Origin of the sequence: Flagellimonas sp. CMM7 (assembly GCF_021390195.1) — a bacterium.
Taxonomy (GTDB): domain Bacteria; phylum Bacteroidota; class Bacteroidia; order Flavobacteriales; family Flavobacteriaceae; genus Flagellimonas.
The window spans coordinates 263668-285493 of sequence record NZ_CP090003.1 but is presented as its reverse complement, the minus strand read 5'-3'; the positions used below and the strand labels follow the sequence as shown (position 1 = coordinate 285493).

General features: G+C 37.2%; 20 protein-coding genes. 10 read left to right on the top strand and 10 right to left on the bottom strand.

Annotated features, from left to right (window positions below; all coding sequences use genetic code 11):
• Window positions 1–52: 52 nt before the first annotated feature.
• From LV704_RS01430 to LV704_RS01415, 4 genes are all read right to left on the bottom strand, one after another.
• Complete coding sequence (locus tag LV704_RS01430; RefSeq protein WP_163423385.1) at window positions 53–589, bottom strand: DUF1572 family protein; 537 nt, start codon at window positions 587–589, stop codon at window positions 53–55.
• Window positions 586–996: a peptide-methionine (R)-S-oxide reductase MsrB gene (gene msrB, locus LV704_RS01425; protein ID WP_163423386.1), complete on the bottom strand. Its 411-nt coding sequence runs from the start codon at window positions 994–996 to the stop codon at window positions 586–588. The genes LV704_RS01430 and msrB (LV704_RS01425) overlap by 4 nt, the downstream gene beginning before the upstream one ends.
• A 75-nt stretch (window positions 997–1071) precedes the next feature.
• On the bottom strand, window positions 1072–1563 hold the full coding sequence (gene msrB / locus LV704_RS01420) for a peptide-methionine (R)-S-oxide reductase MsrB (RefSeq protein ID WP_163423387.1): 492 nt from the start codon (window positions 1561–1563) through the stop codon (window positions 1072–1074).
• 115 nt (window positions 1564–1678) lie between these two features.
• Window positions 1679–2257 carry a collagen-like protein gene (locus LV704_RS01415; RefSeq protein WP_163423388.1) on the bottom strand — a complete coding sequence of 193 codons (579 nt, stop codon included), beginning with the start codon at window positions 2255–2257 and terminating at the stop codon, window positions 1679–1681.
• A gap of 160 nt (window positions 2258–2417) precedes the next feature.
• Between LV704_RS01415 and glgB the strand changes: the two genes are divergently transcribed.
• The 5 genes from glgB (at window position 2418) to LV704_RS01390 (ending at window position 9577) form a co-directional block, all read left to right on the top strand.
• On the top strand, window positions 2418–4313 hold the full coding sequence (gene glgB / locus LV704_RS01410) for a 1,4-alpha-glucan branching protein GlgB (protein ID WP_163423389.1): 1896 nt from the start codon (window positions 2418–2420) through the stop codon (window positions 4311–4313).
• Between the two features lie 94 nt (window positions 4314–4407).
• Complete coding sequence (locus tag LV704_RS01405; protein ID WP_163423390.1) at window positions 4408–6807, top strand: glycoside hydrolase family 31 protein; 2400 nt, start codon at window positions 4408–4410, stop codon at window positions 6805–6807.
• A 38-nt stretch (window positions 6808–6845) separates the two neighbouring features.
• Complete coding sequence (locus tag LV704_RS01400) at window positions 6846–7655, top strand: M48 family metallopeptidase (protein WP_163423391.1); 810 nt, start codon at window positions 6846–6848, stop codon at window positions 7653–7655.
• Between the two features lie 88 nt (window positions 7656–7743).
• On the top strand, window positions 7744–9069 hold the full coding sequence (locus tag LV704_RS01395) for an MFS transporter (protein WP_163423392.1): 1326 nt from the start codon (window positions 7744–7746) through the stop codon (window positions 9067–9069).
• Between the two features lie 22 nt (window positions 9070–9091).
• Window positions 9092–9577, top strand: a complete 486-nt coding sequence (locus LV704_RS01390) for a nuclear transport factor 2 family protein (protein WP_163423393.1) — start codon at window positions 9092–9094, stop codon at window positions 9575–9577.
• An 80-nt stretch (window positions 9578–9657) separates the two neighbouring features.
• Here LV704_RS01390 and LV704_RS01385 read toward each other — a convergent pair whose 3' ends face one another.
• The 4 genes from LV704_RS01385 to LV704_RS01370 are packed head-to-tail and all read right to left on the bottom strand — an operon-like array spanning window position 9658 to window position 12608.
• Entirely contained in the window at window positions 9658–10383 is a 726-nt protein-coding gene (locus tag LV704_RS01385) for a head GIN domain-containing protein (protein WP_163423394.1), read from the bottom strand.
• 32 nt (window positions 10384–10415) lie between these two features.
• Window positions 10416–11507 (bottom strand): hypothetical protein, encoded by a 1092-nt coding sequence (locus LV704_RS01380; protein WP_163423488.1) that lies wholly within the window; start codon window positions 11505–11507, stop codon window positions 10416–10418.
• Window positions 11488–12048, bottom strand: coding sequence for a hypothetical protein (locus tag LV704_RS01375; RefSeq protein WP_163423395.1), 561 nt, complete (start codon window positions 12046–12048; stop codon window positions 11488–11490). The genes LV704_RS01380 and LV704_RS01375 overlap by 20 nt, the downstream gene beginning before the upstream one ends.
• A 2-nt stretch (window positions 12049–12050) precedes the next feature.
• On the bottom strand, window positions 12051–12608 hold the full coding sequence (locus LV704_RS01370) for an RNA polymerase sigma factor (protein ID WP_163423396.1): 558 nt from the start codon (window positions 12606–12608) through the stop codon (window positions 12051–12053).
• A 217-nt stretch (window positions 12609–12825) separates the two neighbouring features.
• Here LV704_RS01370 and lon point away from each other — a divergent pair, with 217 nt between their 5' ends.
• Together lon and cmk are read left to right on the top strand one after the other, a co-directional pair.
• Complete coding sequence (lon, locus tag LV704_RS01365; protein WP_163423397.1) at window positions 12826–15276, top strand: endopeptidase La; 2451 nt, start codon at window positions 12826–12828, stop codon at window positions 15274–15276.
• Between the two features lie 53 nt (window positions 15277–15329).
• Entirely contained in the window at window positions 15330–16022 is a 693-nt protein-coding gene (gene cmk / locus LV704_RS01360; protein WP_163423398.1) for a (d)CMP kinase, read from the top strand.
• Between the two features lie 278 nt (window positions 16023–16300).
• On the opposite strand, the gene LV704_RS01355 is transcribed toward cmk, so the two are convergent.
• A complete protein-coding gene (locus tag LV704_RS01355; RefSeq protein ID WP_163423399.1) occupies window positions 16301–17377 on the bottom strand; it encodes a family 16 glycoside hydrolase in 1077 nt (358 codons plus the stop codon).
• A 382-nt stretch (window positions 17378–17759) separates the two neighbouring features.
• A complete protein-coding gene (locus LV704_RS01350) occupies window positions 17760–18140 on the bottom strand; it encodes a LysM peptidoglycan-binding domain-containing protein (RefSeq protein ID WP_163423400.1) in 381 nt (126 codons plus the stop codon).
• 259 nt (window positions 18141–18399) lie between these two features.
• Here LV704_RS01350 and rpsA point away from each other — a divergent pair, with 259 nt between their 5' ends.
• The 3 genes from rpsA (at window position 18400) to LV704_RS01335 (ending at window position 21826) form a co-directional block, all read left to right on the top strand.
• The gene (gene rpsA, locus LV704_RS01345; protein ID WP_163423401.1) at window positions 18400–20235 is read left to right on the top strand and encodes a 30S ribosomal protein S1; all 1836 of its coding nucleotides are present in this window, start codon (window positions 18400–18402) and stop codon (window positions 20233–20235) included.
• Window positions 20236–20353: 118 nt separating this feature from the next.
• Complete coding sequence (pyrR, locus tag LV704_RS01340; protein ID WP_163423402.1) at window positions 20354–20893, top strand: bifunctional pyr operon transcriptional regulator/uracil phosphoribosyltransferase PyrR; 540 nt, start codon at window positions 20354–20356, stop codon at window positions 20891–20893.
• Window positions 20894–20899: 6 nt separating this feature from the next.
• Window positions 20900–21826 carry an aspartate carbamoyltransferase catalytic subunit gene (locus LV704_RS01335; RefSeq protein ID WP_163423403.1) on the top strand — a complete coding sequence of 309 codons (927 nt, stop codon included), beginning with the start codon at window positions 20900–20902 and terminating at the stop codon, window positions 21824–21826.

Here is a 21826-nt window from a genome sequence, read left to right as displayed (position 1 = left end):
TTCAGATGCCAATTACCAAGATTTGAGATTCCTGATTTTCTTGAAGCTGAATTTACGATTTGGGATGTCCGAACATCTTTTTATTGAACGAATCTGAACCTCCTTTTGGAATTGAAGGCGAAATCCAATCAGAACCTTTTATCATTTTTCCTAGAAATGCTAGTTGTCCCACATGGCTTGGATAATGCGCCAATTGTCTGTTTATGGCCTCAATAATGGTATGTTCCTTGTCCCTGATTTTAATTTTTGATTCAAAATTTGAACTATCAATACTGCTCAGGGCATCAAAAAGGCATTTCCAACCCTTTTCCCAAGCCGCTATCATTTCAACTTTTGAAGTGTACGGTTCCTTAAACTCCGTTTCCCGATTACGCCAGGGTTTTTCACCATCTTCCGTTAAAAAATTGGTCCATCTGCTCAGCATATTGCCTACCATATGTTTTACAATAATGGCTATGGAATTGTCTGTGTCTTTATACTTCCAATGGATTTCCTTATCGGAAAGTTGGGCAAAAGTGTTATCGCCCACTGTTTTGTAACGATGGAATTCAAAAACTACGTTTTTAAGATAGTTTTCTTGAAAATTCATTTTTCTTCTGAAGGATCAAAATCAATGCTAACAGAATTGATGCAATAACGTTGCCCTGTTGTTTCTCTTGGACCGTCGTTAAAAACATGTCCCAAATGACCACCGCAATTGGCGCAAACCGTTTCAGTGCGTATCATTCCATGTGTGGTATCTCTAATATATTCAATAGCACCTTCTACTGCTTCATCAAAAGAGGGCCAGCCGCAGCCGCTTTCAAACTTGTGCTCACTTTCAAAAAGCTTGGCATTACAGGCTTTACAATGATAATCACCATTTTCAAAATGTAGATCATACTTCCCTGTATGGGGTCTTTCAGTGCCTTTTTGCCTTAGAACGTAGTATTCTTCAGGAGAAAGTTGCTCTTTCCACTCTGCTTCTGATTTCTCTGTACTTTGCTTGTTATCCATAGCCTCAAATTAAAGGAAAAAATGAATTAAATCTTGAAACTGTAAAACTATAAACGAGGTGCCTAAAAGTTTGGACTAATTGGAATCTGGTATAAAATCCAAAGCAACACCATTAATACAATGTCTTTTTCCCGTGGTATTTCTAGGACCATCATTAAAAACATGACCTAAATGTCCTCCACAAGTACCACAGTGCTCTTCTGTACGTTCATAACCAATCTTATAATCAACATCATAGGCAACATTGCCTTCAATTTCCCTGTCAAAGCTTGGCCATCCAGTTCCAGATTTAAATTTGTTTTCACTACGGAAAAGTGGCGTAGCGCATGCGGCGCATACATAGGTTCCCTTTTCTTTATTTTCAAGCAAGTCACTGGTAAAAGGATTTTCGGTGGCTGCCTTCCTCAATACATAATATTCCATATCGGTAAGTTCAGCCTTCCATTCAGCATCAGTTTTAGCTATGGCGAATGCAACATCTTTTTTTGTTTCTTTTTTCTCTTCCTGTGATACACCCTTACATCCTAACGTAATAAGGAATGCGATTAAAAGCAATTGTTTTCCCATTTCTTTATTTTACTTAATAGACGTTTTTTTTTGGTTTTCCTTTCACAATATCTTTATAATATAAAAAAGACCCGCTGGTTTACCAGCAGGTCTTTAAATTAAGATTTTTAAGCGACTAATCTATATTAATCTTCATGACTTGACTTTCTTCAATACCTAAAGCACTCATTACATTCTCTATGTTAGAAGTATCCATTTTAGAAGAGTTTGCAAACACACTGGGCACGAACACAATTCTAAAGGACTGATTATCTGTGAAATCCGTGCTTATTGCGGAAAGATCAAAATTTCCGTCAATAAAGAGTTCAAGATCTACAAAAGTATGGGCAAACACATACTGTAGAGTACCTTCGGGAAGGAAAAAACTTTGCGGAATTTGACTCCAAGCATCGGCTGTGCTATTATCATCAAGGTCAATGGTACCATCAAATCGATATACTAAAACCGCATCCGCTTCTCGCACTTCATAATTTGTTTCATCACCAAAGTTTATAAGCGTACTATATATGTTGCCGTCAACATCATAACCAAAATTAACCCCATCTATTTCTACTATTTGTCCTTGTATTCCATCTAGACCGTCTTGGCCGTCTGCTCCGTCAAACCCATCAAACCCTGGAGGTCCTGTTGGGCCTTCGCAGGATACGGTAAGCAAAACAAGGAATGCCCCAATAATTGTGTTGAATTTATTCATGATTTTTGATTTTTGATTTGTACTCATTTCATTTGTTTTCAAGTCAAAATCAAAAAGCATTCCATTTTTGTAAGACTACCGATTTATTTTACAAACAAAGAGTGCAAAGTCGGATTCTTGGACAAAGATGTGTAATATTGTAGTTGTTAAACCAGCTTATATGTCCAAGGTAATCGTCCACAGTCTTTTCACAGAGTTTGATGTAAATCTTTTTAAAGCTGGAAAGCATTATAGACTTTACGATAAATTAGGTTCGCACTTGACTGAGGTAGATGGTGTAAAAGGCACTTATTTTGCCGTTTGGGCCCCATCGGCAAAATCAGTTTCTGTAATTGGAGACTTTAATTTTTGGAAAGCAGATGACCATCAGTTATTTGTTAGATGGGATGAAAGCGGTATCTGGGAAGGCTTTATTCCTGGAGTGGACAAGGGTACCAAGTATAAATATAAGATTCACTCCAACAATAATGATATTTGGACAGAAAAGGCAGATCCCTTTGGAAGGTGCTGCGAACATCCACCTAACACTGCTTCTATAGTATGGGATGCTTCCCATAGTTGGAAGGATGCAACATGGATGGATACCCGTGAAGAGAAAAATGCGTTGAACAAACCTTACTCTGTTTACGAAGTTCATTTAGGGTCTTGGAAGAAAAAAAATGGTTGGGAATCACTGTCCTACGTGGAGCTGGCCGATGAGCTTGTGGACTATGTAGAGGAAATGGGATTTACCCACGTAGAGTTTATGCCCATTATGGAGTACCCTTATGATCCTTCGTGGGGGTATCAGTTAACGGGATATTTTGCTCCTACATCCCGATTTGGAAAACCAGAAGATTTTAAACTTCTTGTTGATAAATTTCATCAACGTGGAATAGGGGTTATTTTGGATTGGGTACCATCTCATTTTCCAGAAGATGCACATGGACTTGGTTTTTTTGATGGGTCTCACCTTTATGAACATCCGGATAGAAAAAGGGGGTATCATCCAGATTGGAAAAGTCTGATTTTCAACTATGGAAGAAATGAAGTGCGCGCATTTTTAATAAGTAATGCAATTTTTTGGTTGGATCAGTATCATGTGGATGGTCTTCGTGTAGATGCGGTAGCTTCAATGTTATATTTGGATTACTCACGCGAAGAAGGGGAATGGGAACCCAATATGTATGGCAATAATGAGAATTTGGAAGCCATGTCATTCATAAGAGAAATGAATCAAGAAGTGTATGCCAGCTTTAAGGGGGTGCAGACCATTGCTGAAGAATCCACGGCTTTTAGAGGTGTTTCCAGACCTGTTGATTTTGGTGGACTTGGTTTTGGTATGAAATGGATGATGGGGTGGATGCATGACACATTGGAATTCTTTAAAAAAGAACCAATACATAGGTCTTATGACCTAAACGACATCACTTTTAGCATGACCTATGCTTTTACTGAAAACTTCATGTTGCCGTTTTCCCATGATGAGGTGGTATATGGGAAAAAGTCCTTGCTATACCGTATGCCTGGTGATGAGTGGCAACGATTTGCTAATTTAAGGTTACTTTTTGGGTTTATGTTTACCCACCCGGGGACCAATCTTCTTTTTATGGGAGCAGAATTTGGACAATCATCTGAATGGGATTTTGAAACCAGCTTGGATTGGCACTTGACCCAATTTGATTTTCATGCTGGAATCCAAGAAGTAATAAAAGACTTAAATAAGGTCTATAAAAATAATCCTGCGCTTTATGAAAAACAATTTGACGCTGATGGTTTTCAATGGATTGAATATAACGACCAAGAAAATACAGTGTTAACGTATTTGAGAAAAGGACGGGATGCTAAGGATGATTTGATCATAGCCTGTAATTTTACACCTGTTCCAAGAGAAGATTATAGAGTAGGAGTTCCTAAAACTTCGCAATTGAAACTGCTTTTTAATAGTAATGACACCAAATATGCCGGAACTGGAATGGGTAAGAAAACACTAAAACCATCATCAAAGGCGTGGAATGGGCATGAACAATCCGTAGTTATGACACTTCCTCCACTAAGTGTAGTAATTTATAGATAAGGAATTTACTAAAACGTTATAGTTAAGTTGTTCAAAACATCTTTTTAATTTCTCGCTCTAAAGTCTTTCTTTTGTTAGTCTTAATCCACCGAGAATGATTACCAATACAGAAGTAGAAAAAAGAGGTAACCAATACCCAAATCATATAGTTGACTTTAAACAAGAGAATGATAAACTCTATTTTACCACCCATAATGGGGTTATTTTAGAGCTCACCATACTGCGGGATAGCGCAATTCGTTTCAGATATGCCACAGAGCACGTTTTTGAGCCCGATTTTTCTTATGCCATAAGTGACGATGTAAGCTTAGGATATAATGAACTTACAGTGAAAGAAGAGGTTCCAGAGTACGTTATAACCACTTCAAAAATTAAAATACATGTTAATAAGTCCAATTTGAAGGTTCAGATTTTGGATTTAGAAGATATGACCATCATTGAAGATGAGCTAGGGTTTCACTGGGAAGAGAATTATGACTACGGAGGAAATGTGGTGAAAATGAGCAAAACTTGCCATTCAGGAGAGAGTTACTATGGAATGGGGGATAAGGCCTCTCACACAAATTTAAAAGGAAAACGAGTAAACAATTGGGCCACAGATTCCTATGCCTACGGTAAAGACCAAGAGCCTTTATATAAGTCCATTCCATTTTATGTGGGACTTAAAGAGAATGTTGCTTATGGGGTTTTCTTTGACAATTCTTTTAGTACTTATTTTGATTTTGCTAACGAGAAACGGAATGTGACCAGTTTTTGGGCGGATGGGGGTGAAATGAACTATTATTTCTTCTATGGGCCAAAAATGAACCAAGTGGTGGAGGCGTATACGGATTTAACTGGTGTGCCAGAATTACCACCCTTATGGGCTTTGGGATTTCACCAGTCAAAATGGAGTTATTTTCCAGAAAAAAAAGTGAAAGACATAGCATCAAACTTCAGAAAGCTAAGGATTCCTTGTGATGCTATTTATTTGGATATTGACTATATGGAAGGTTTCCGTTGTTTTACATGGAACAACCGACATTTTCCCAATCCAAAAAAGATGATAGAAGAGCTGGAGGAAGATGGTTTTAAGACCATCACAATGATTGACCCTGGAATAAAAATAGATCGAGATTATTGGGTATATCAACAAGCTATGGATAATGGGTTTTTCTGTCGCCGTGCAGATGGTCCACATTTTAAAGGCAAAGTATGGCCAGGGGAATGTAAGTTCCCAGATTTTACGGATCCAGAAGTTCGAGAATGGTGGGCAGGATTGTATAAAGAGATGATTGCGGATTTAGGGGTAAAAGGTGTTTGGAACGATATGAACGAACCCGCCATTATGGAGGTTCCTACCAAAACGGCAAATCTAGATGTAAGGCATGATTATGACGGTCACCCTTGCAGTCATAGAAAGGCACATAACGTTTACGGCATGCAAATGGTGCGTGCTACATACGAAGGGGTCAAAAAGTTCATGTTTCCTAGAAGGCCGTTTGTCTTAACACGTGCCGCATATTCAGGAACGCAAAGATACAGTGCAACTTGGACAGGGGATAACGTTGCAACATGGGAACACTTGTGGATAGCAAATGTGCAAATGCAGCGCATGTGTATGAGTGGTTATTCCTTTGTAGGGTCAGATATTGGTGGTTTTGCTGAGCAACCTAATGGAGAATTATTTGCTAGATGGATGCAGTTGGCAATTTTCCATCCATTTTGTAGAGTACATTCCAGTGGTGATCATGGAGAACAAGAACCATGGTCTTTTGGTGATGAAATAACGGATATTGTAAGAAAGTATATTGAATTAAGATATATGTTACTGCCCTATTTATATACCATGTTTTATAGGTATAACAAGAATGGGGTGCCCATGCTTCAATCCTTGGTTTTCTATGATCAAGAAGATACCCAAACACATTTTAGAACGGATGAGTTTCTTTTTGGGAAACAACTATTGGTGTGCCCTATACAAGAACCAAATGCACAAGGTAGGAGAATGTACTTTCCTAAAGGAAAGTGGTACAATTACTGGACGGATGAAGTTGTATCCGGAGGGGTAGAAAAATGGGTGGCAGCAGAAATAGATACGATTCCGTTGTTTGTAAAAGAAGGATCGATGATCCCTAAATACCCAATACAGCAATATGTTGGTGAAAAAGAAATCAAAGAGTTGGAAATAGATGTTTACTACAAAGACGGAATTGAGAACTCCAGTGTTTATGAAGACCAGCAAGATGGATACGATTATAAAAAAGGACGTTATAGCCTAAGAAAATTCAGATTGCGCGGAAAAGAAAACGAATTGATTATACAACAGTTCAAAGATGGAGACTTTATCACTTCTTACAACAAGTTTAAGCTAAAGTTCCACGGTCTGCCGTTTACCATTGGCACCATAGAGTTGGATAATGAGGTGGTCAATGCAAAGGATATAAAACTAAATGGAAACAACACCATTGAAGTGAGCAAGGATTTTACAGAACTTCATATAGTTGGAAAATAATTTTTTGTAATTTACCTACACTAAACACTATAAACAAAATGAAAAAGTTAATCATTACAGCGGTTATTTTTTTAGCCGTTTCAGCATGCAAAACAAACCCCTTTACAGGGAAAAGTACGCTTAATTTTTACCCCAATAGTCAAATTTTTCCAATGGCATTTGCGCAATATGACCAGTTCTTGACTGATAATAAAGTCGTAACCGGCACTTCAGATGCGCAGATGATAACCAAAGTAGGGCAACGTATATCATCTGCGGCGGAACGTTGGTTAGATTCAAATGGATACCCTGGATATTTAAAAGATTACAAATGGGAGTACAATTTGGTGAATGATGAAACTGTAAACGCTTGGTGTATGCCCGGTGGCAAAATTGTTTTTTATACTGGAATTTTACCAATAACACAGACTGAAACAGGAGTTGCAGTTGTTATGGGACACGAAGTAGCTCATGCATTGGCCGATCATGGTGCACAGCGAATGAGTGCAGGAATGGTACAACAAATTGGTGCAGTGGCAGGAAACGTAGCGATTAAAGATCCACAAAAACGAAATATGTTTAATCAAGCATATGGATTGGGGTCAACAGTTGGTGTTATGTTGCCATTTAGTAGAAGCCATGAGACTGAGGCAGATAGAATAGGATTGCAAATTATGGCCATTGCCGGCTATAATCCAGATGAGGCTGCTAATCTTTGGAGAAGAATGAAGGCCAAGTCAGGAGGACAGGCACCTCCGGAGTTTATGAGCACACACCCTTCAAACGATACAAGAATTAATAACTTAATGGCTTGGGCACCAGCAGCAAAACAAGAAGCGGCTAAGTTTGGAGTAACATCATTTAAATAATCAATGGACCAAAATAACCTTTAATGTCATCACAAACATTCCTAATAAACGGAAGTATTTGTGATGACATTTTTTATTTGAAAAACCTATGGCACGAGCACTCGCATTAAAGGGAAGTAAAAAGTTGTTAAATGCATGGGCCTTTTATGACTGGGCAAACTCTGTCTACAGTTTGGTCATCTCATCGGCTGTTTTTCCTATATTTTATGGTGCATTGTTCCGTATAGCGGAGATTGAAAAAGTTACCATATTTGGAGGTGAGATTGCGCGGGCTCCCTTGATTAGTTATGTTACTTCTCTTGCTTTTGTTTTTATTGCCATAGTTACACCTTTGGTCTCTGGGATAGCAGATTATCTAGGAAACAAAAAGATTTTCTTGAAATTCTTCTGCTATTTGGGAGCTTTATCTTGCATTGGACTTTATTGGTTTTCATTGGAAAACATCTACTTTGGTTTGGTCTGTTACTTTTTTGGCTTAGTGGGCTTCTGGGTAAGCTTTGCTATTAACAATTCTTATCTGCCAGATGTTGCATTTCCTGAACAACAAGACGGAATTAGTGCCAAAGGCTTTTCGTTGGGATATATTGGTAGCGTGATTTTGTTGGTTTTTAATCTTGCAATGGTAATGCAACCTGCTGTATTTGGAATTACAGATGGGGGAGGAGAGGTAGCAGAAATTAAGGCCATGAAATATTCCTTTATTTCCGTAGGAATCTGGTGGATATTGTTTAGCCAGTATACTTTTATGCATCTGCCTAAAGGGTATAAGCGGGAAGGAGAACGCACCAACATTGTCCTTAATGGATTTAGAGAGTTGCAAAGTGTTTGGAAGCAACTGGGGACTGAAAAGAGGCTTAAACGCTACTTAGGGGCCTTTTTCGTGTATAGCATGGCTGTACAGACCATAATGCTGATTGCTACCTATTTTGGAGAGGAAGAAATAAGCTGGGGAACAGATAGCGAGCGCACTACTGGACTTATCATCAGTATTTTGGTGATTCAAATAGTTGCAATTTTTGGAGCAACGGTTACCGCTTTTGCCTCCAAAGCTTATGGTAATATCAAAACTTTGATTTTTATCAATATCATTTGGATTCTTTTATGTGTGTATGCATACTTTTTGCAAACGCCCACAGATTTCTACATTGCGGCAGCCCTTGTTGGTGTGGTCATGGGAGGAATTCAGGCCTTGTCCCGTTCCACCTATTCCAAGTTCTTACCAGAAACCACAGATACCACTTCCTTTTTTAGTTTCTATGATGTAGCTGAAAAAATAGGTATTGTAATAGGAACTTTTTTATATGGTGCAGTGGCCCAGCTTACCGGCAGCATGCGGAACAGTACCATCTTCTTAGGACTGTTCTTTTTAGTTGGGGCATTTTTGCTTACAAGAGTAAACAAGAAAACTGAATAGAAAACCTATAGATTCTAAAATTATGAAGTGGCACATATTACTTTATGCTGTTATCTTAATTACAACAATTTCTTGCACCACCAATGACAATGATATTTCAAAAACTATAGAGCAATATTATAAGACCTATCAAGAACGGGATGACTTTGAAAAGTTTTTGGGTTTTTATGACGAAAAAATAGTTCTTGAGGACATTATCAATGCAGACAGAATTGAAGGGAAAAAAGCCCTTGAAGATTTTTTTGACTGGAATAATCCAGAATATAAAAAGATAGCGGCGAACGCACTCGTAATTTATGAACAGACGATTGATGGGAATAGAGCGGTTACCAGTGGTCATTTTACTGAATTTCTTTGGGGAGAACAGAAATTTGAAGCAATGCACTTTGTCACCATTTTGACTTTTAACCAATCAGGAAAGATTATTAAACAGGTTGATTGGATAAACTATCCTTCCAATTTGATTGATTATACTAAAAGGAAAAACTCAAATGAGTGGATTAAATAGTAAAAGCCCCGACTTTTATGTCAGGGCTTTTAAATTATTGATTGATGATGATTTGTTTTTGATTGGTAATAAACTCCTAATTATCCCTTGGAAATATCCCCTGCGCCTGAAGATTTACTTTTAATTTTCTTTGGATTCCCTCGATAGGAAATATCCCCAGAGCCAGAAACCCGTGCATCAATAGATTGGTTGACAGTCACTTTTACATCTGCAGAACCTGATACTTGTACGGTAGCAAATTCAGCTTCTAGTCCATACGCCTTTATGTCTCCGGAACCTGATACTTGAATATCCAAATTTGTGGTTCTCCCTTCTAAGTTAATATCACCAGAACCTGATAGTGTGGCTTCTACGTTTTCGGCTTCTATGTCTAAAGTAATGTCTCCAGAACCAGATATTCTTGTAGCAAAATCATCAGATTTAAGTGTGGTCTTACTTACTATATCCCCGGAACCGGATAAAGTAACGGAATTGATAGTTTCGACAGGTACGGTTATATAAATTCCTGAATTCCAATTGGAAGGCCTAAGATTGACCCCTTTTTCAGCCTTAACAATCAATTTGCCATTTTTTACTTCAGTTTTAATATATTCCAAAAGATTGGACTCTCCTTTTAGCGTTATTTCCCCTTCATCACCATCAACCAGCTCAACATCAAACCAACCGGCCAATGCCACTGCATCATAATCTCCAACCGAACGTTCAACGGTAACAACATTGCCATTTCCTTTTACTCTTTTGCCCCATTGGGCATTTGTAACCGCTACCATAGATAGCGCTAATCCTAACGTGATAAGTTTTTTCATGATTGTGTTTTTATTGTTTTTTGATTTGATTCTTAATTTTGATAAAAAGTGATTCCGCCATAATCACTGGTAATGTATACCGTGTTTCCGGAGTTCTCTTTACCGTGATATCCCCTAAAATATTTTTGGTTCGATTTTTCTTTACTTACATTAATTTCAAAGGCATCCCTACCGCTTACACCAGCGTACTCGGTTGAAATTTCAAAATCGAAATAATACTTTGGATTGTATCCTATCTTAATTCCTGTGTAATCGGTCTTGATATTCATATCACCTGCATCGGCAGCCATTTCACTTATTTTTAGTGAACCGTAATCTGAATTTATGGTAACGTTTCCATGCACTGTTCCTAATTTTACTCCAATATAGTCCCCATTGCCATTTACATTATTGACATTGTTTACTTCAATAGAGCCATAATCACTGGAGTAGTCTAAATTCTCCATTTCATTTATTACGGCGTTGGTATAATCTGCTTTTACGGTGAGGTCTCCAGCTTTTTCTACGGTGAAACCCGAGTAATCTGCTATAATCTCCCCACTATTGATATATTCAAATGTAGAACGAGAAGTGTAATCAAATCGTAGTTCGTTGTTTCGTCCGCGTAACTCTCCAATATCAATTTTACCGTAATCGCAGTTTATTTTGGCATGTCCATCTACACGATTAAGATAAATGTTTCCGTAGTCATTGTTAAGATTAACGCTGTTCTTTACAGGTATTTTAATGGTGTAGTTTACCTCTACACGTACATTGTTTCGCTTTCCCCATTTCCATCCCCAATTATTGTTCCTGTCTCCAAAAAGAGTACGAGCGGATACTAAACTGGCACTACTTTCAAAGTCTACATCAATCTCATTCAGCCTGTTTTGCACTTTTTCTTCATTGTTGCCATTTGTTTTTATGCGAACTTCTATTACAACCCTGTCCTCATTCCAGGATGTGATGTTAAGATTTCCATAGCTGTTCTTTACTTTGAAAAGCGCATCTGGATTTACATTGAATTCTTTTTTTATAGTCTTTTCCTTGGTATACCTGCCACCCATTTTATCGGTATTGGCTCCCAAAGCGAAAGGAATTAGGGCTAATGCCAAAAAGGCATATTTATATAGTAATGTTTTCATCATTGTATGATTTTAAATTTTTAATGTTTTCAATATTGGTCAATACTTCCCTTAATAAATCAATTCTGGTTTGGAAATTGGTTATCATGGCGTTCAATAACATTTTGCTGTTACCCCCAGACACTAGTTCTTTCTCTAGATTTTGATAGTTTAACTCCAGTTTTTCTAGTCGTTGTAAAGTATCATCTACCAACTTTGCGGTTTCAGGGGATTTTTCATCCTTAAGTTGTTGTACTTGTTCTTCAATAAGGCTGGCAAAATAGAACTCGGTTTTTGAAATTTCTGGGGCAATCTCTACCACTTGCTCTTTTATGGAAGGCCTTGTGTTGAATACCTGAATACCCAGTAAACAGATAATAGCAATAGATGCTGCTATGGACAGTGGTTTCCACCAATTTGTTTTTTTCTGGTGTAAGGTCACTACCTCATTGTTTTGGCTCAATTTTTCTAAAAATCGTTCTTGATGCCCATTTTTGGGCTCTTCAAAATCAAAATCATTTTGAAGCTTCTCAAACAATCGTTCTAAATTATCTTTACTCATGATTAAGCATTTACAGTCAATTTTTTTCTTAGACTTTCCTTGGCCCTAGAAATTGTAGTTCTACAATTTGCATAGCTAATATTCATAATATCACTGATTTCCTCATAATCATACCCTTCAATTAAATGTAAGGTCAAAGAAACTCTGTAATTGTCTTTTAAATTTTTCATGGTCTCCATCACTTTTTGAGCCTTCAATTCAGTGTAACCATTGTGATTCAAAGCAACTTCATCATTGTCTTCGACCTTGTACATTACTTCATCCAGATCAACAGCTCTGTTTTTTTGCTGTTTTTTGTAATGATATATACTGTTGTTTATCACAATTCGTTTTAACCATGCTCCAAAGGTTACATCACCTTTAAATGTATGCAGTTTCGTAAACGCGTTCAAAAACGATTCTTGCATTACATCTTCAGCTTCGGCCGAGTCCTTTACAATCCTAAAAGCTATATTGTACATAGCTTTATAGTACATGTTGTAAATTTCTAGTTGGGCACTTTGCTTACCCTTTAAGCATAATTGCAGCAGTGCATCAGTATGTTCATTTTGGTGGCTCAAAAAATGAATGGTTTGTCTTATAGATTGATGAATTTATTAATTGTTACACTTTTTTCTAAATTTTTAATTTTTAATGGCACAAGAATTGCCCTTATAGCAGAAGAAAAGAACCTAAAGCCTTTTGTAATACTTACTTTTAAGACATTATGAGGGTTTGTAGGTCTAGTATAAACCGAAGATTTGCGTCATTTGTGACAAAATGACCGAAACATATGATATGGGAGAAATAAAAATTTCAACTTTTGACAATATATCCCTGCAAGGTCTTGATGAAGATGCAGAATTGATTCCTTTGTTAACACCAGAGGACGAAGAGGAAATGAACAAGGAAGAATTACCGGAGACTTTACCAGTTTTACCGCTAAGAAATACTGTCCTTTTTCCAGGGGTAGTTATTCCAATTACAGCTGGAAGGGACAAATCCATAAACCTAATAAAAGATGCCAATAACGGCAATAAGACCATTGGGGTAGTTTCCCAAAAGGATGAAGAGACAGAAAATCCAGGTGTTGAAGATATCAATACCCTCGGAACAGTTGCTAGAATCTTGAGGGTATTACAAATGCCCGATGGTAATACAACAGTTATTATTCAAGGTAAAAAACGGTTTCAGATTGCAGAGGTAATTACTGAGGAACCTTACCTTACCGCTACGGTAAAAGAGGCATCGGAGGAACGACCAAATGAAAAGAGCAAGGAGTTTGAGGCGATTATAGATTCTATTAAAGAATTGGCTTTTAAAATTATAAAGGATAATCCGAACATACCAAGTGAAGCTACATTTGCTATTAAGAATATTCAAAGCAATTCGTTCTTAATCAATTTTGTGTCCTCCAACCTTAACTTGAGCGTTGGCGAAAAGCAAAAACTTCTAGAGATTCCAAACTTGCAAGAGCGTGCCCTTACCACTTTGAAGTATATGAACATGGAACTTCAAAAATTGGAATTGAAGAACGATATTCAATCCAAGGTTCGTAGTGATATGGACCAGCAGCAGCGGGAGTATTTTTTACATCAGCAGATGAAAACAATCCAAGAAGAACTTGGAGGGTTGTCTTATGAGGAAGAGGTGGATGAAATGCGGGTAAAGGCCAAAAAGAAAAAATGGTCTAAAACCATTAAAGAGCATTTTGAAAAAGAACTTGCCAAAATGCAACGTATGAATCCGCAAGTTGCGGAATACTCCATTCAGCGTAATTATTTGGATTTGTTTTTGGACCTTCCTTGGGACGAATTTTCAAAAGATAAATTTGACCTAAAACGAGCACAACAAATTTTAGATAGAGATCATTATGGTCTTGAAGATGTAAAACGAAGAATCATTGAGTATTTAGCGGTGTTGAAGCTTCGTAATGATATGAAGTCTCCAATTCTATGTCTTTATGGTCCTCCGGGAGTTGGTAAAACATCTTTGGGAAAATCGGTTGCGGAAGCTTTGGGAAGAGAATATGTTAGAATTTCTTTAGGAGGTTTAAGAGATGAAGCTGAGATTAGAGGGCATAGGAAAACATATATTGGAGCAATGCCCGGAAGGATTATTCAGAGTCTAAAGAAAGCAGGAAAATCCAATCCAGTTTTTATTTTGGATGAAATTGATAAACTTTCCAATAGCCATCAAGGTGATCCTTCATCTGCCATGTTGGAAGTATTAGATCCAGAGCAGAATAGCGAATTCTACGACAACTTCTTGGAGATGGGCTATGACCTGTCAAAAGTAATGTTCATTGCTACTGCAAATAATTTGGGAACCATTCAGCCGGCTTTGCGGGATCGTATGGAAATCATCAATGTTACCGGATATACTATTGAAGAAAAGGTTGAAATTGGCAAAAAGCATTTGTTGCCAAAACAATTAAAAGAGCACGGACTTACTGCTAAGGATTTGAAGATTGGTAAGCCTCAAATGGAGAAAATTGTGGAAGGGTATACAAGGGAATCCGGGGTGAGAAGTTTGGAAAAGCAATTGGCTAAAATGGTGCGTTATGCAGCAAAATCCATCGCTATTGAGGAGGAATATAACATTAAGGTCAATAACCAAGATGTAGAGAAAATATTGGGCCCTGCTAGATTGGAGCGCGACAAGTATGAGAATAATGATGTGGCGGGAGTGGTTACTGGCTTGGCCTGGACCAGCGTAGGAGGAGATATTCTTTTTATTGAATCCATTTTATCCAAGGGAAAAGGTACCCTAAACATTACCGGAAATCTTGGAAAGGTGATGAAGGAATCTGCAACCATTGCCATGGAATATATTAAATCCAATGCGGATGCTTTTGGAATAGATTCTGGTGTTTTTGAAAAATACAATGTTCATATTCACGTACCAGAAGGTGCTACACCAAAAGATGGCCCAAGTGCGGGAATAACAATGCTTACCTCTTTGGTTTCGCTCTTTACGCAACGTAAGGTAAAAAAGAGTTTGGCGATGACAGGCGAGATAACCCTACGTGGCAAAGTATTGCCAGTTGGAGGAATAAAAGAAAAGATTTTAGCAGCAAAAAGAGCCCGTATCAAGGAGATCATCCTTTGTGAAGACAATAGAAAGGATATTGAGGAAATAAAAGAAGACTATTTAAAAGGGCTTACATTTCATTATGTTTCGGACATGAGCGAGGTCATTGCTATTGCCGTTACAGATGCTAAGGTGAAGAAGGCTAAAAAATTGTAGGTTTATTATTTTTCAGTGGCATCAACAACTTATTTTCTTGGTATTTTTAAGTAATGGGAAAAATTACAATTGCCATAGACGGGTATTCATCAACAGGTAAAAGCACTCTGGCAAAAAGATTGGCTTCTGCCTTAAACTATGTTTATGTGGATACCGGTGCCATGTACCGCGCAGTTACCCTTTTCGCTCTAAATAACAACTATGTTGGTGTTAATGAGGATATTCCATCTCTGGTAAAACAATTACCTAACATCAAATTAAAGTTTGTGCCCAATGAAACTTTGGGGCTTTCAGAGATGTATCTAAATGGGCAAAACGTTGAAAAGACGATAAGGACGATGGAAGTGTCCGAACAAGTAAGCAAAGTAGCCACCATTGAAGAAGTAAGACATATGCTTGTGACCATGCAACAGCAAATGGGAGAGGAGAAGGGTATTGTAATGGATGGCAGGGATATAGGTACTGTTGTCTTCCCTAATGCCGAATTAAAGATATTTATGACGGCCTCCCCAGAGACACGCGCTACAAGACGTTATAAAGAACTGTTGGAGAGAGGGGAAGAGGTGACTTTTGATGAGGTACTTAAGAATGTCCAAAAAAGGGACAGAATAGATTCAACCCGTGAAATATCTCCTTTGAAAAAAGCGGAAGATGCTATTGAGTTTGATAATAGCGATATGGGACTTGAAGAACAATTTGAGCGTATATACAATTTTTCACAACGGGTGATTGAAGAACGAAGTTAGATGAAACGCCCTGTTAGTTCTTGCGGTCATCTAGAGCACAACTAAAGAGCAAAAGCTAACTTCTTAAGGGTGCTGCATTGTTTTAGAGATAAATCTAAAGAGGTAAAAAAGAGTATATTTTTGGAAATGGCACTTATCGTTAAGCTAAAAATCGTTTTAATGATTGTTTGGCAACTGATAAGTGAAGTTCGGGAATTTTATGGTAAAAATCCAGATGAAATTGGTAGATGAGGCTTTTGAAGAAACGAATTCGCATCATTGTTTTTTGTTTCGATCATTTAGAAATCAATAAGTTTTCCTATCAAGCCCCAACCATTTGCTCGTTCAATTACAACACAATGAAGGAGGTTTTGTCCTTTTTTAAGATTTAAGGACACCTTGTTTGCATCGATATTCATATGACCCATAAACTGATTGCCTTTAGACCTGAAGGCATTATTCCCATAAAAAACAGGTTGATTGTTTAGATAGACAATAACCTTATCACTAAAGTCAAATGAAAAAACCTTACGTTGCTCAATATCAGATTCTATTATCTTCATTGCTACTGCAAAAGCTTCTTCATTATTGTCAAAATTACCAGATGAGGATTTTTTAATAAATTTTGATATGGGTAGTAGGCCAGATTTTTCGGTTTCTACAATCTTATAATCCCGATCAAAAAAATCAGTAACATCAATTTCTTTATTTGTATACGGAAAAGGTTGGCTTAGATTCCATTTAGAAATAATAGTAGAATCAGTAATCAATTTGTTATCATTACCTAAAAAGTTATCGGGTATATCCTTCTGAATATATTTAAAATTGGAGAACCTGTTCTCAAATAAAGCGAACAAACCGATTTCTCCTTTCATGTGGTCAGTTTTTAGTTGATCCACTTTTAATACTTCTGTATCATTAACATAGATGGTTGATTTATCATCTACAACTTCTATTCTTAATTTGTTCCAACCTTGTTCTTTAAATTCTACTTTAGCCTGATATTCATTGTATAGTTGCCATGACAGGTCTTTGTTAAATGTTGGTGTATATTGGATTGCATCAATTTGGTTGGATTTATGCATCCTTAGATATACTTCTTCCATGTTCCCTGCCTTACGCCTGAAAACAATTCCTGCAAAACTTCGAGTATTCTTGGCATATATATCAACCTCAATAGTACCATTCGAAAATTCAATGTTCTTGACAAATACCTTTCCGTTCAGCAAAAGCGTTTTTCTATTATCGAATGTTTCAAACAAAGCTTTAGTTCCATCAAATATTTCCCAGTTGGATGGGTGTATTTCAATGGTCTTGTTGATTTCCTGTGAAGTTAGAAATTGGCTAACTAAAAAGATGAAAATTAATGTTCTCATAATTACAATTTATTTGTTGTCACCATCCTTTGTTGCAAACCCTATTATTTGAAGGATAATTGAAACAAATGGAGCGAATTGATTGTAGGATTCTACTTTGTTTGTTAATAGATTTTCCATGAATTTTTACTTTCGAATTTGTAAATCTACCACCGTTAAAAATAACAACTAAAAAAAAGCATTTGACCTATGTTAGGAATTTAGTTTGGATCTAATCCTATCGGGCATTCAGGATAGTTGAAGCTTTTGAAAAAACCAATTCTCATTTTAGAATTGGTGGAAAAAAAAGCGCCTAAATGGCGCTTTCTTTTAAGTATAAGTCAGTTCGAGCGCAGTCGAGAACTACAGGAGACATCTCGACTTTACCCAATGTAACAACAACTTAGATGTTAGGAATGACCAAAACCTGATCAGGGTGAATAACATCTGGATTACTTAAGATGTTGGTGTTTGCATCAAAGATCTTATTGTACTTCATGGCATCACCATAATAGTGTTTTGCAATTTTGCTCAAAGACTCGCCACCTTTTACAGTGTGTCTGTGGTAAACAGAATCATCTGCTACACTAATATTTGCCTTAACATCAGATGGACTTTCGCCACCAATTTGCTTAATTTTGTCCCAAATGGCGTTCTTCTCATAAGGCGTGTTGGCCACTCCTTTAATTTTCAAGACTCCTCCATCTTCAGATACATCACCATCTTTTATTCCTAATTCTTGACCTAAATCTAAAACTGCCTGGTATTTTGCTTTTGCACTCATAATATTCTTAATTGTTTTAATGGTTAATATTAAGAAACAAGATATATATAAAAGTCACATTTTAGCCTAATTTTTAACTAATTATTGTTTCAAATGAATAAGTGGGTGGCAAGGGTTTGTAAAACAAGGAATTAATTGTATTTTTGCACTCCTTTTTAACAAATAGACAAGAGGAAAAAGGGAATAGAAAATCAATAACAACTTCTGCAGTAATTGTTTAACTCTTGTAAAACTGTGGAATACAAATTTTAATCAGCACATGGCTGAAGAAAAAGCAAACGTTGAGGTAGAAGAAACTACAGCAGCAGTACAAGAAGTAAAAGAGGAAACTCCAAAACAGGATCCAAAAGAATATCTTGAAAATTTTGATTGGGAAAAGTACGAAGAAGGAATTGAGCGCGTAGATGATACAAAGCTTAAGGAATTTGAAGCACTTGTAGAGGAAAATTTCGTTGATACCGCTGATGAAGAAGTGGTTCAAGGAAAAGTTGTTCACATGACGGACCGTGAGGCTATCATTGATATCAATGCAAAGTCTGAAGGTGTTATTTCATTGAACGAGTTCCGCTACAATCCAGATCTTAAGGTTGGGGATAAAGTTGAGGTTCTTATAGATATCCGTGAAGACAAGACGGGTCAATTGGTATTGTCTCACAGAAAGGCAAGAACAATTATGGCTTGGGACAGAGTTAATGCTGCCCATGACAAAGAAGAAATTGTTCAAGGTTTTGTAAAATGCAGAACCAAAGGAGGTATGATTGTAGATGTATTTGGAATTGAGGCGTTCTTGCCAGGATCTCAAATAGATGTTAAACCTATCCGTGATTACGATCAGTATGTTGGTAAGACCATGGAATTCAAAGTGGTTAAGATCAACCATGAGTTCAAAAACGTAGTAGTTTCGCACAAAGCGTTGATTGAAGCTGATATTGAAGAGCAGAAGAAGGAAATCATCGGTCAGCTTGAAAAAGGTCAAGTACTTGAAGGTATCGTTAAGAACGTTACTTCTTATGGTGTATTTATCGACCTTGGTGGTGTTGACGGATTAATTCACATTACAGACCTTTCTTGGAGTAGAATCAACCATCCAAATGAAGTTGTTGAGCTAGATCAGAAAATGAATGTGGTAATTCTTGATTTTGATGATAACAAATCAAGAATCCAACTAGGTCTTAAGCAATTGGAGAAACATCCTTGGGATGCTTTAGGTGATGAAATAAAAATTGGCGACAAGGTTAAAGGTAAGGTTGTGGTTATTGCTGACTACGGTGCCTTTATAGAAGTTGCTGAAGGTGTGGAAGGATTGATCCACGTTTCTGAAATGTCATGGTCTACACACTTGAGATCTGCGCAAGATTTTGTAAGCGTAGGTGATGAGGTTGAAGCAGTAGTACTGACTTTGGATAGAGAAGATCGTAAGATGTCGTTGGGCATTAAGCAATTAACTCCAGATCCATGGACAGATATTACTTCTAAATACCCTGTAGGTTCAAGACACAAAGGAATTGTTAGAAACTTTACCAATTTTGGTGTGTTTGTAGAAATGGAAGAAGGAATAGATGGATTAATTTACATCTCTGACCTTTCGTGGACCAAGAAAATTAAGCACCCATCTGAGTTTGTAGCTGTTGGTGATACTTTGGAAGTTGAAGTATTGGAATTGGATGTTGAAGGACGTAAGTTGAGTCTTGGTCACAAACAAACTACAGAGAACCCTTGGGACAAGTACTCAGCTGAATTTGCTGAAGGTACTATCCACAAAGCAGCTATTTCAGAAGTTGTTGATAAGGGAGCTACCGTTAATTTCAATGAAGATATTGTAGGATTTGTTCCTTCAAGACACATGGAGAAAGAAGATGGTAAGAAGATTGGAAAAGGTGAAGAAGTAGAATTTAAGATCATTGAGTTCAATAAAGATTTTAAACGTGTGGTAGCAAGCCATACAGCTATCTTTAGAGAGCAAGAAGAACGCAACGTTAGTACAGCTAAGAGAAAATCTGCAGCTGCTGCGGAGGAAGCTAAAACCACATTAGGCGATGCTAACTCTCAATTACAGGCGTTGAAAGATAAAATGGAAGCTGATTCTAAAAAGTAATCAGGTTTTATTAAAATCAATTAGGAGCCCCGCTGGAAACAGACGGGGCTTTTTTATGTGATCAACCTTTTTAAAGAATTGTTTACTTTTGCATACAACAGAGTTGGTAGCATAGCAAATGAGTCAAAAAGTACTTCTTACCTCAAAAGAAATCCACATCATACTGCACCGTTTGGCTTGTCAACTTTTAGAAAACCACCTAGACTTTAGCAACACGGTTTTAATAGGAATTCAACCAAGAGGAATATTTCTGGCAGAGCGCTTGGCAAAAATCCTAAAAGAAGAATACAAAGTAAAAGATATAGACCTGGGCTTTTTGGATATAACCTTTTACCGAGATGATTTTAGAAGAGGAGAAAAAACCTTAGAGGCAAACACTACCAAGATAGATTTTTTGGTTGATGATAAAAATGTGGTTTTTATTGATGATGTATTGTATACCGGAAGGAGTATACGGGCGGCCCTTACAGCCATTCAATCCTTTGGAAGGCCTTCTGATATAGAGTTGCTGACCCTAATCGATAGAAGATTCAGCAGACATTTACCCATTCAACCTAATTATAGAGGAAGGCAGGTGGACGCAATCAATGAAGAAAAGGTAAAGGTATTGTGGAAGGAGAATGATGGGAAGGATATTGTGTATTTAGTAAACAAATAATTTATAATGAGCGAATTAAGTGTAAACCACTTACTGGGAATAAAATATCTGGACAAAAAAGATATAGGGCTCATTTTTGAAACTGCGGACCATTTTAAGGAAGTAATAAACAGATCTATTAAAAAGGTTCCTACGCTTAGAGATACCACTATAGCAAATATCTTTTTTGAGAATAGCACACGAACAAAGCTCTCTTTTGAACTTGCCGAAAAAAGATTGTCGGCTGATATCATTAATTTTTCAGCTTCACAGTCATCGGTCAAAAAAGGGGAAACTCTAATAGATACCGTGAACAATATCCTTTCCATGAAGGTGGATATGGTGGTCATGCGCCATCCAAATCCGGGAGCAGGTATTTTTCTTTCAAAACACGTTAAAGCATCCATTATAAACGCGGGAGATGGAGCACATGAACATCCAACTCAAGCTTTATTGGATTCTTACTCAATACGGGAAAAATTAGGAGATGTGGGCGGTAAAAATGTAGTTATCGTAGGTGATATTTTGCATTCTAGAGTAGCACTATCCAATATTTTTGCTCTAAAATTGCAAGGGGCCAATGTAAAAGTATGTGGGCCAAGAACATTAATTCCAAAGCATATTGAATCTTTGGGCGTAACGGTTGAAACTAACCTAAAAAAGGCTTTGGAATGGTGCGATGTAGCAAATATGCTACGCGTACAGAACGAACGAATGGATATTAGTTATTTCCCAACGACCAGAGAATACACTCAACAGTTTGGAATTAACAAAAAGCTATTGAATAGCTTAGACAAACAGATTGTAATCATGCACCCAGGACCCATTAACAGGGGTGTAGAGATTACAAGTGACGTAGCGGATTCTAACCAGTCCATTATTTTGGAACAAGTTGAGAATGGAGTTGCAATCCGTATGGCAGTGATTTATTTATTGGCATCAAAAATTAGGTAA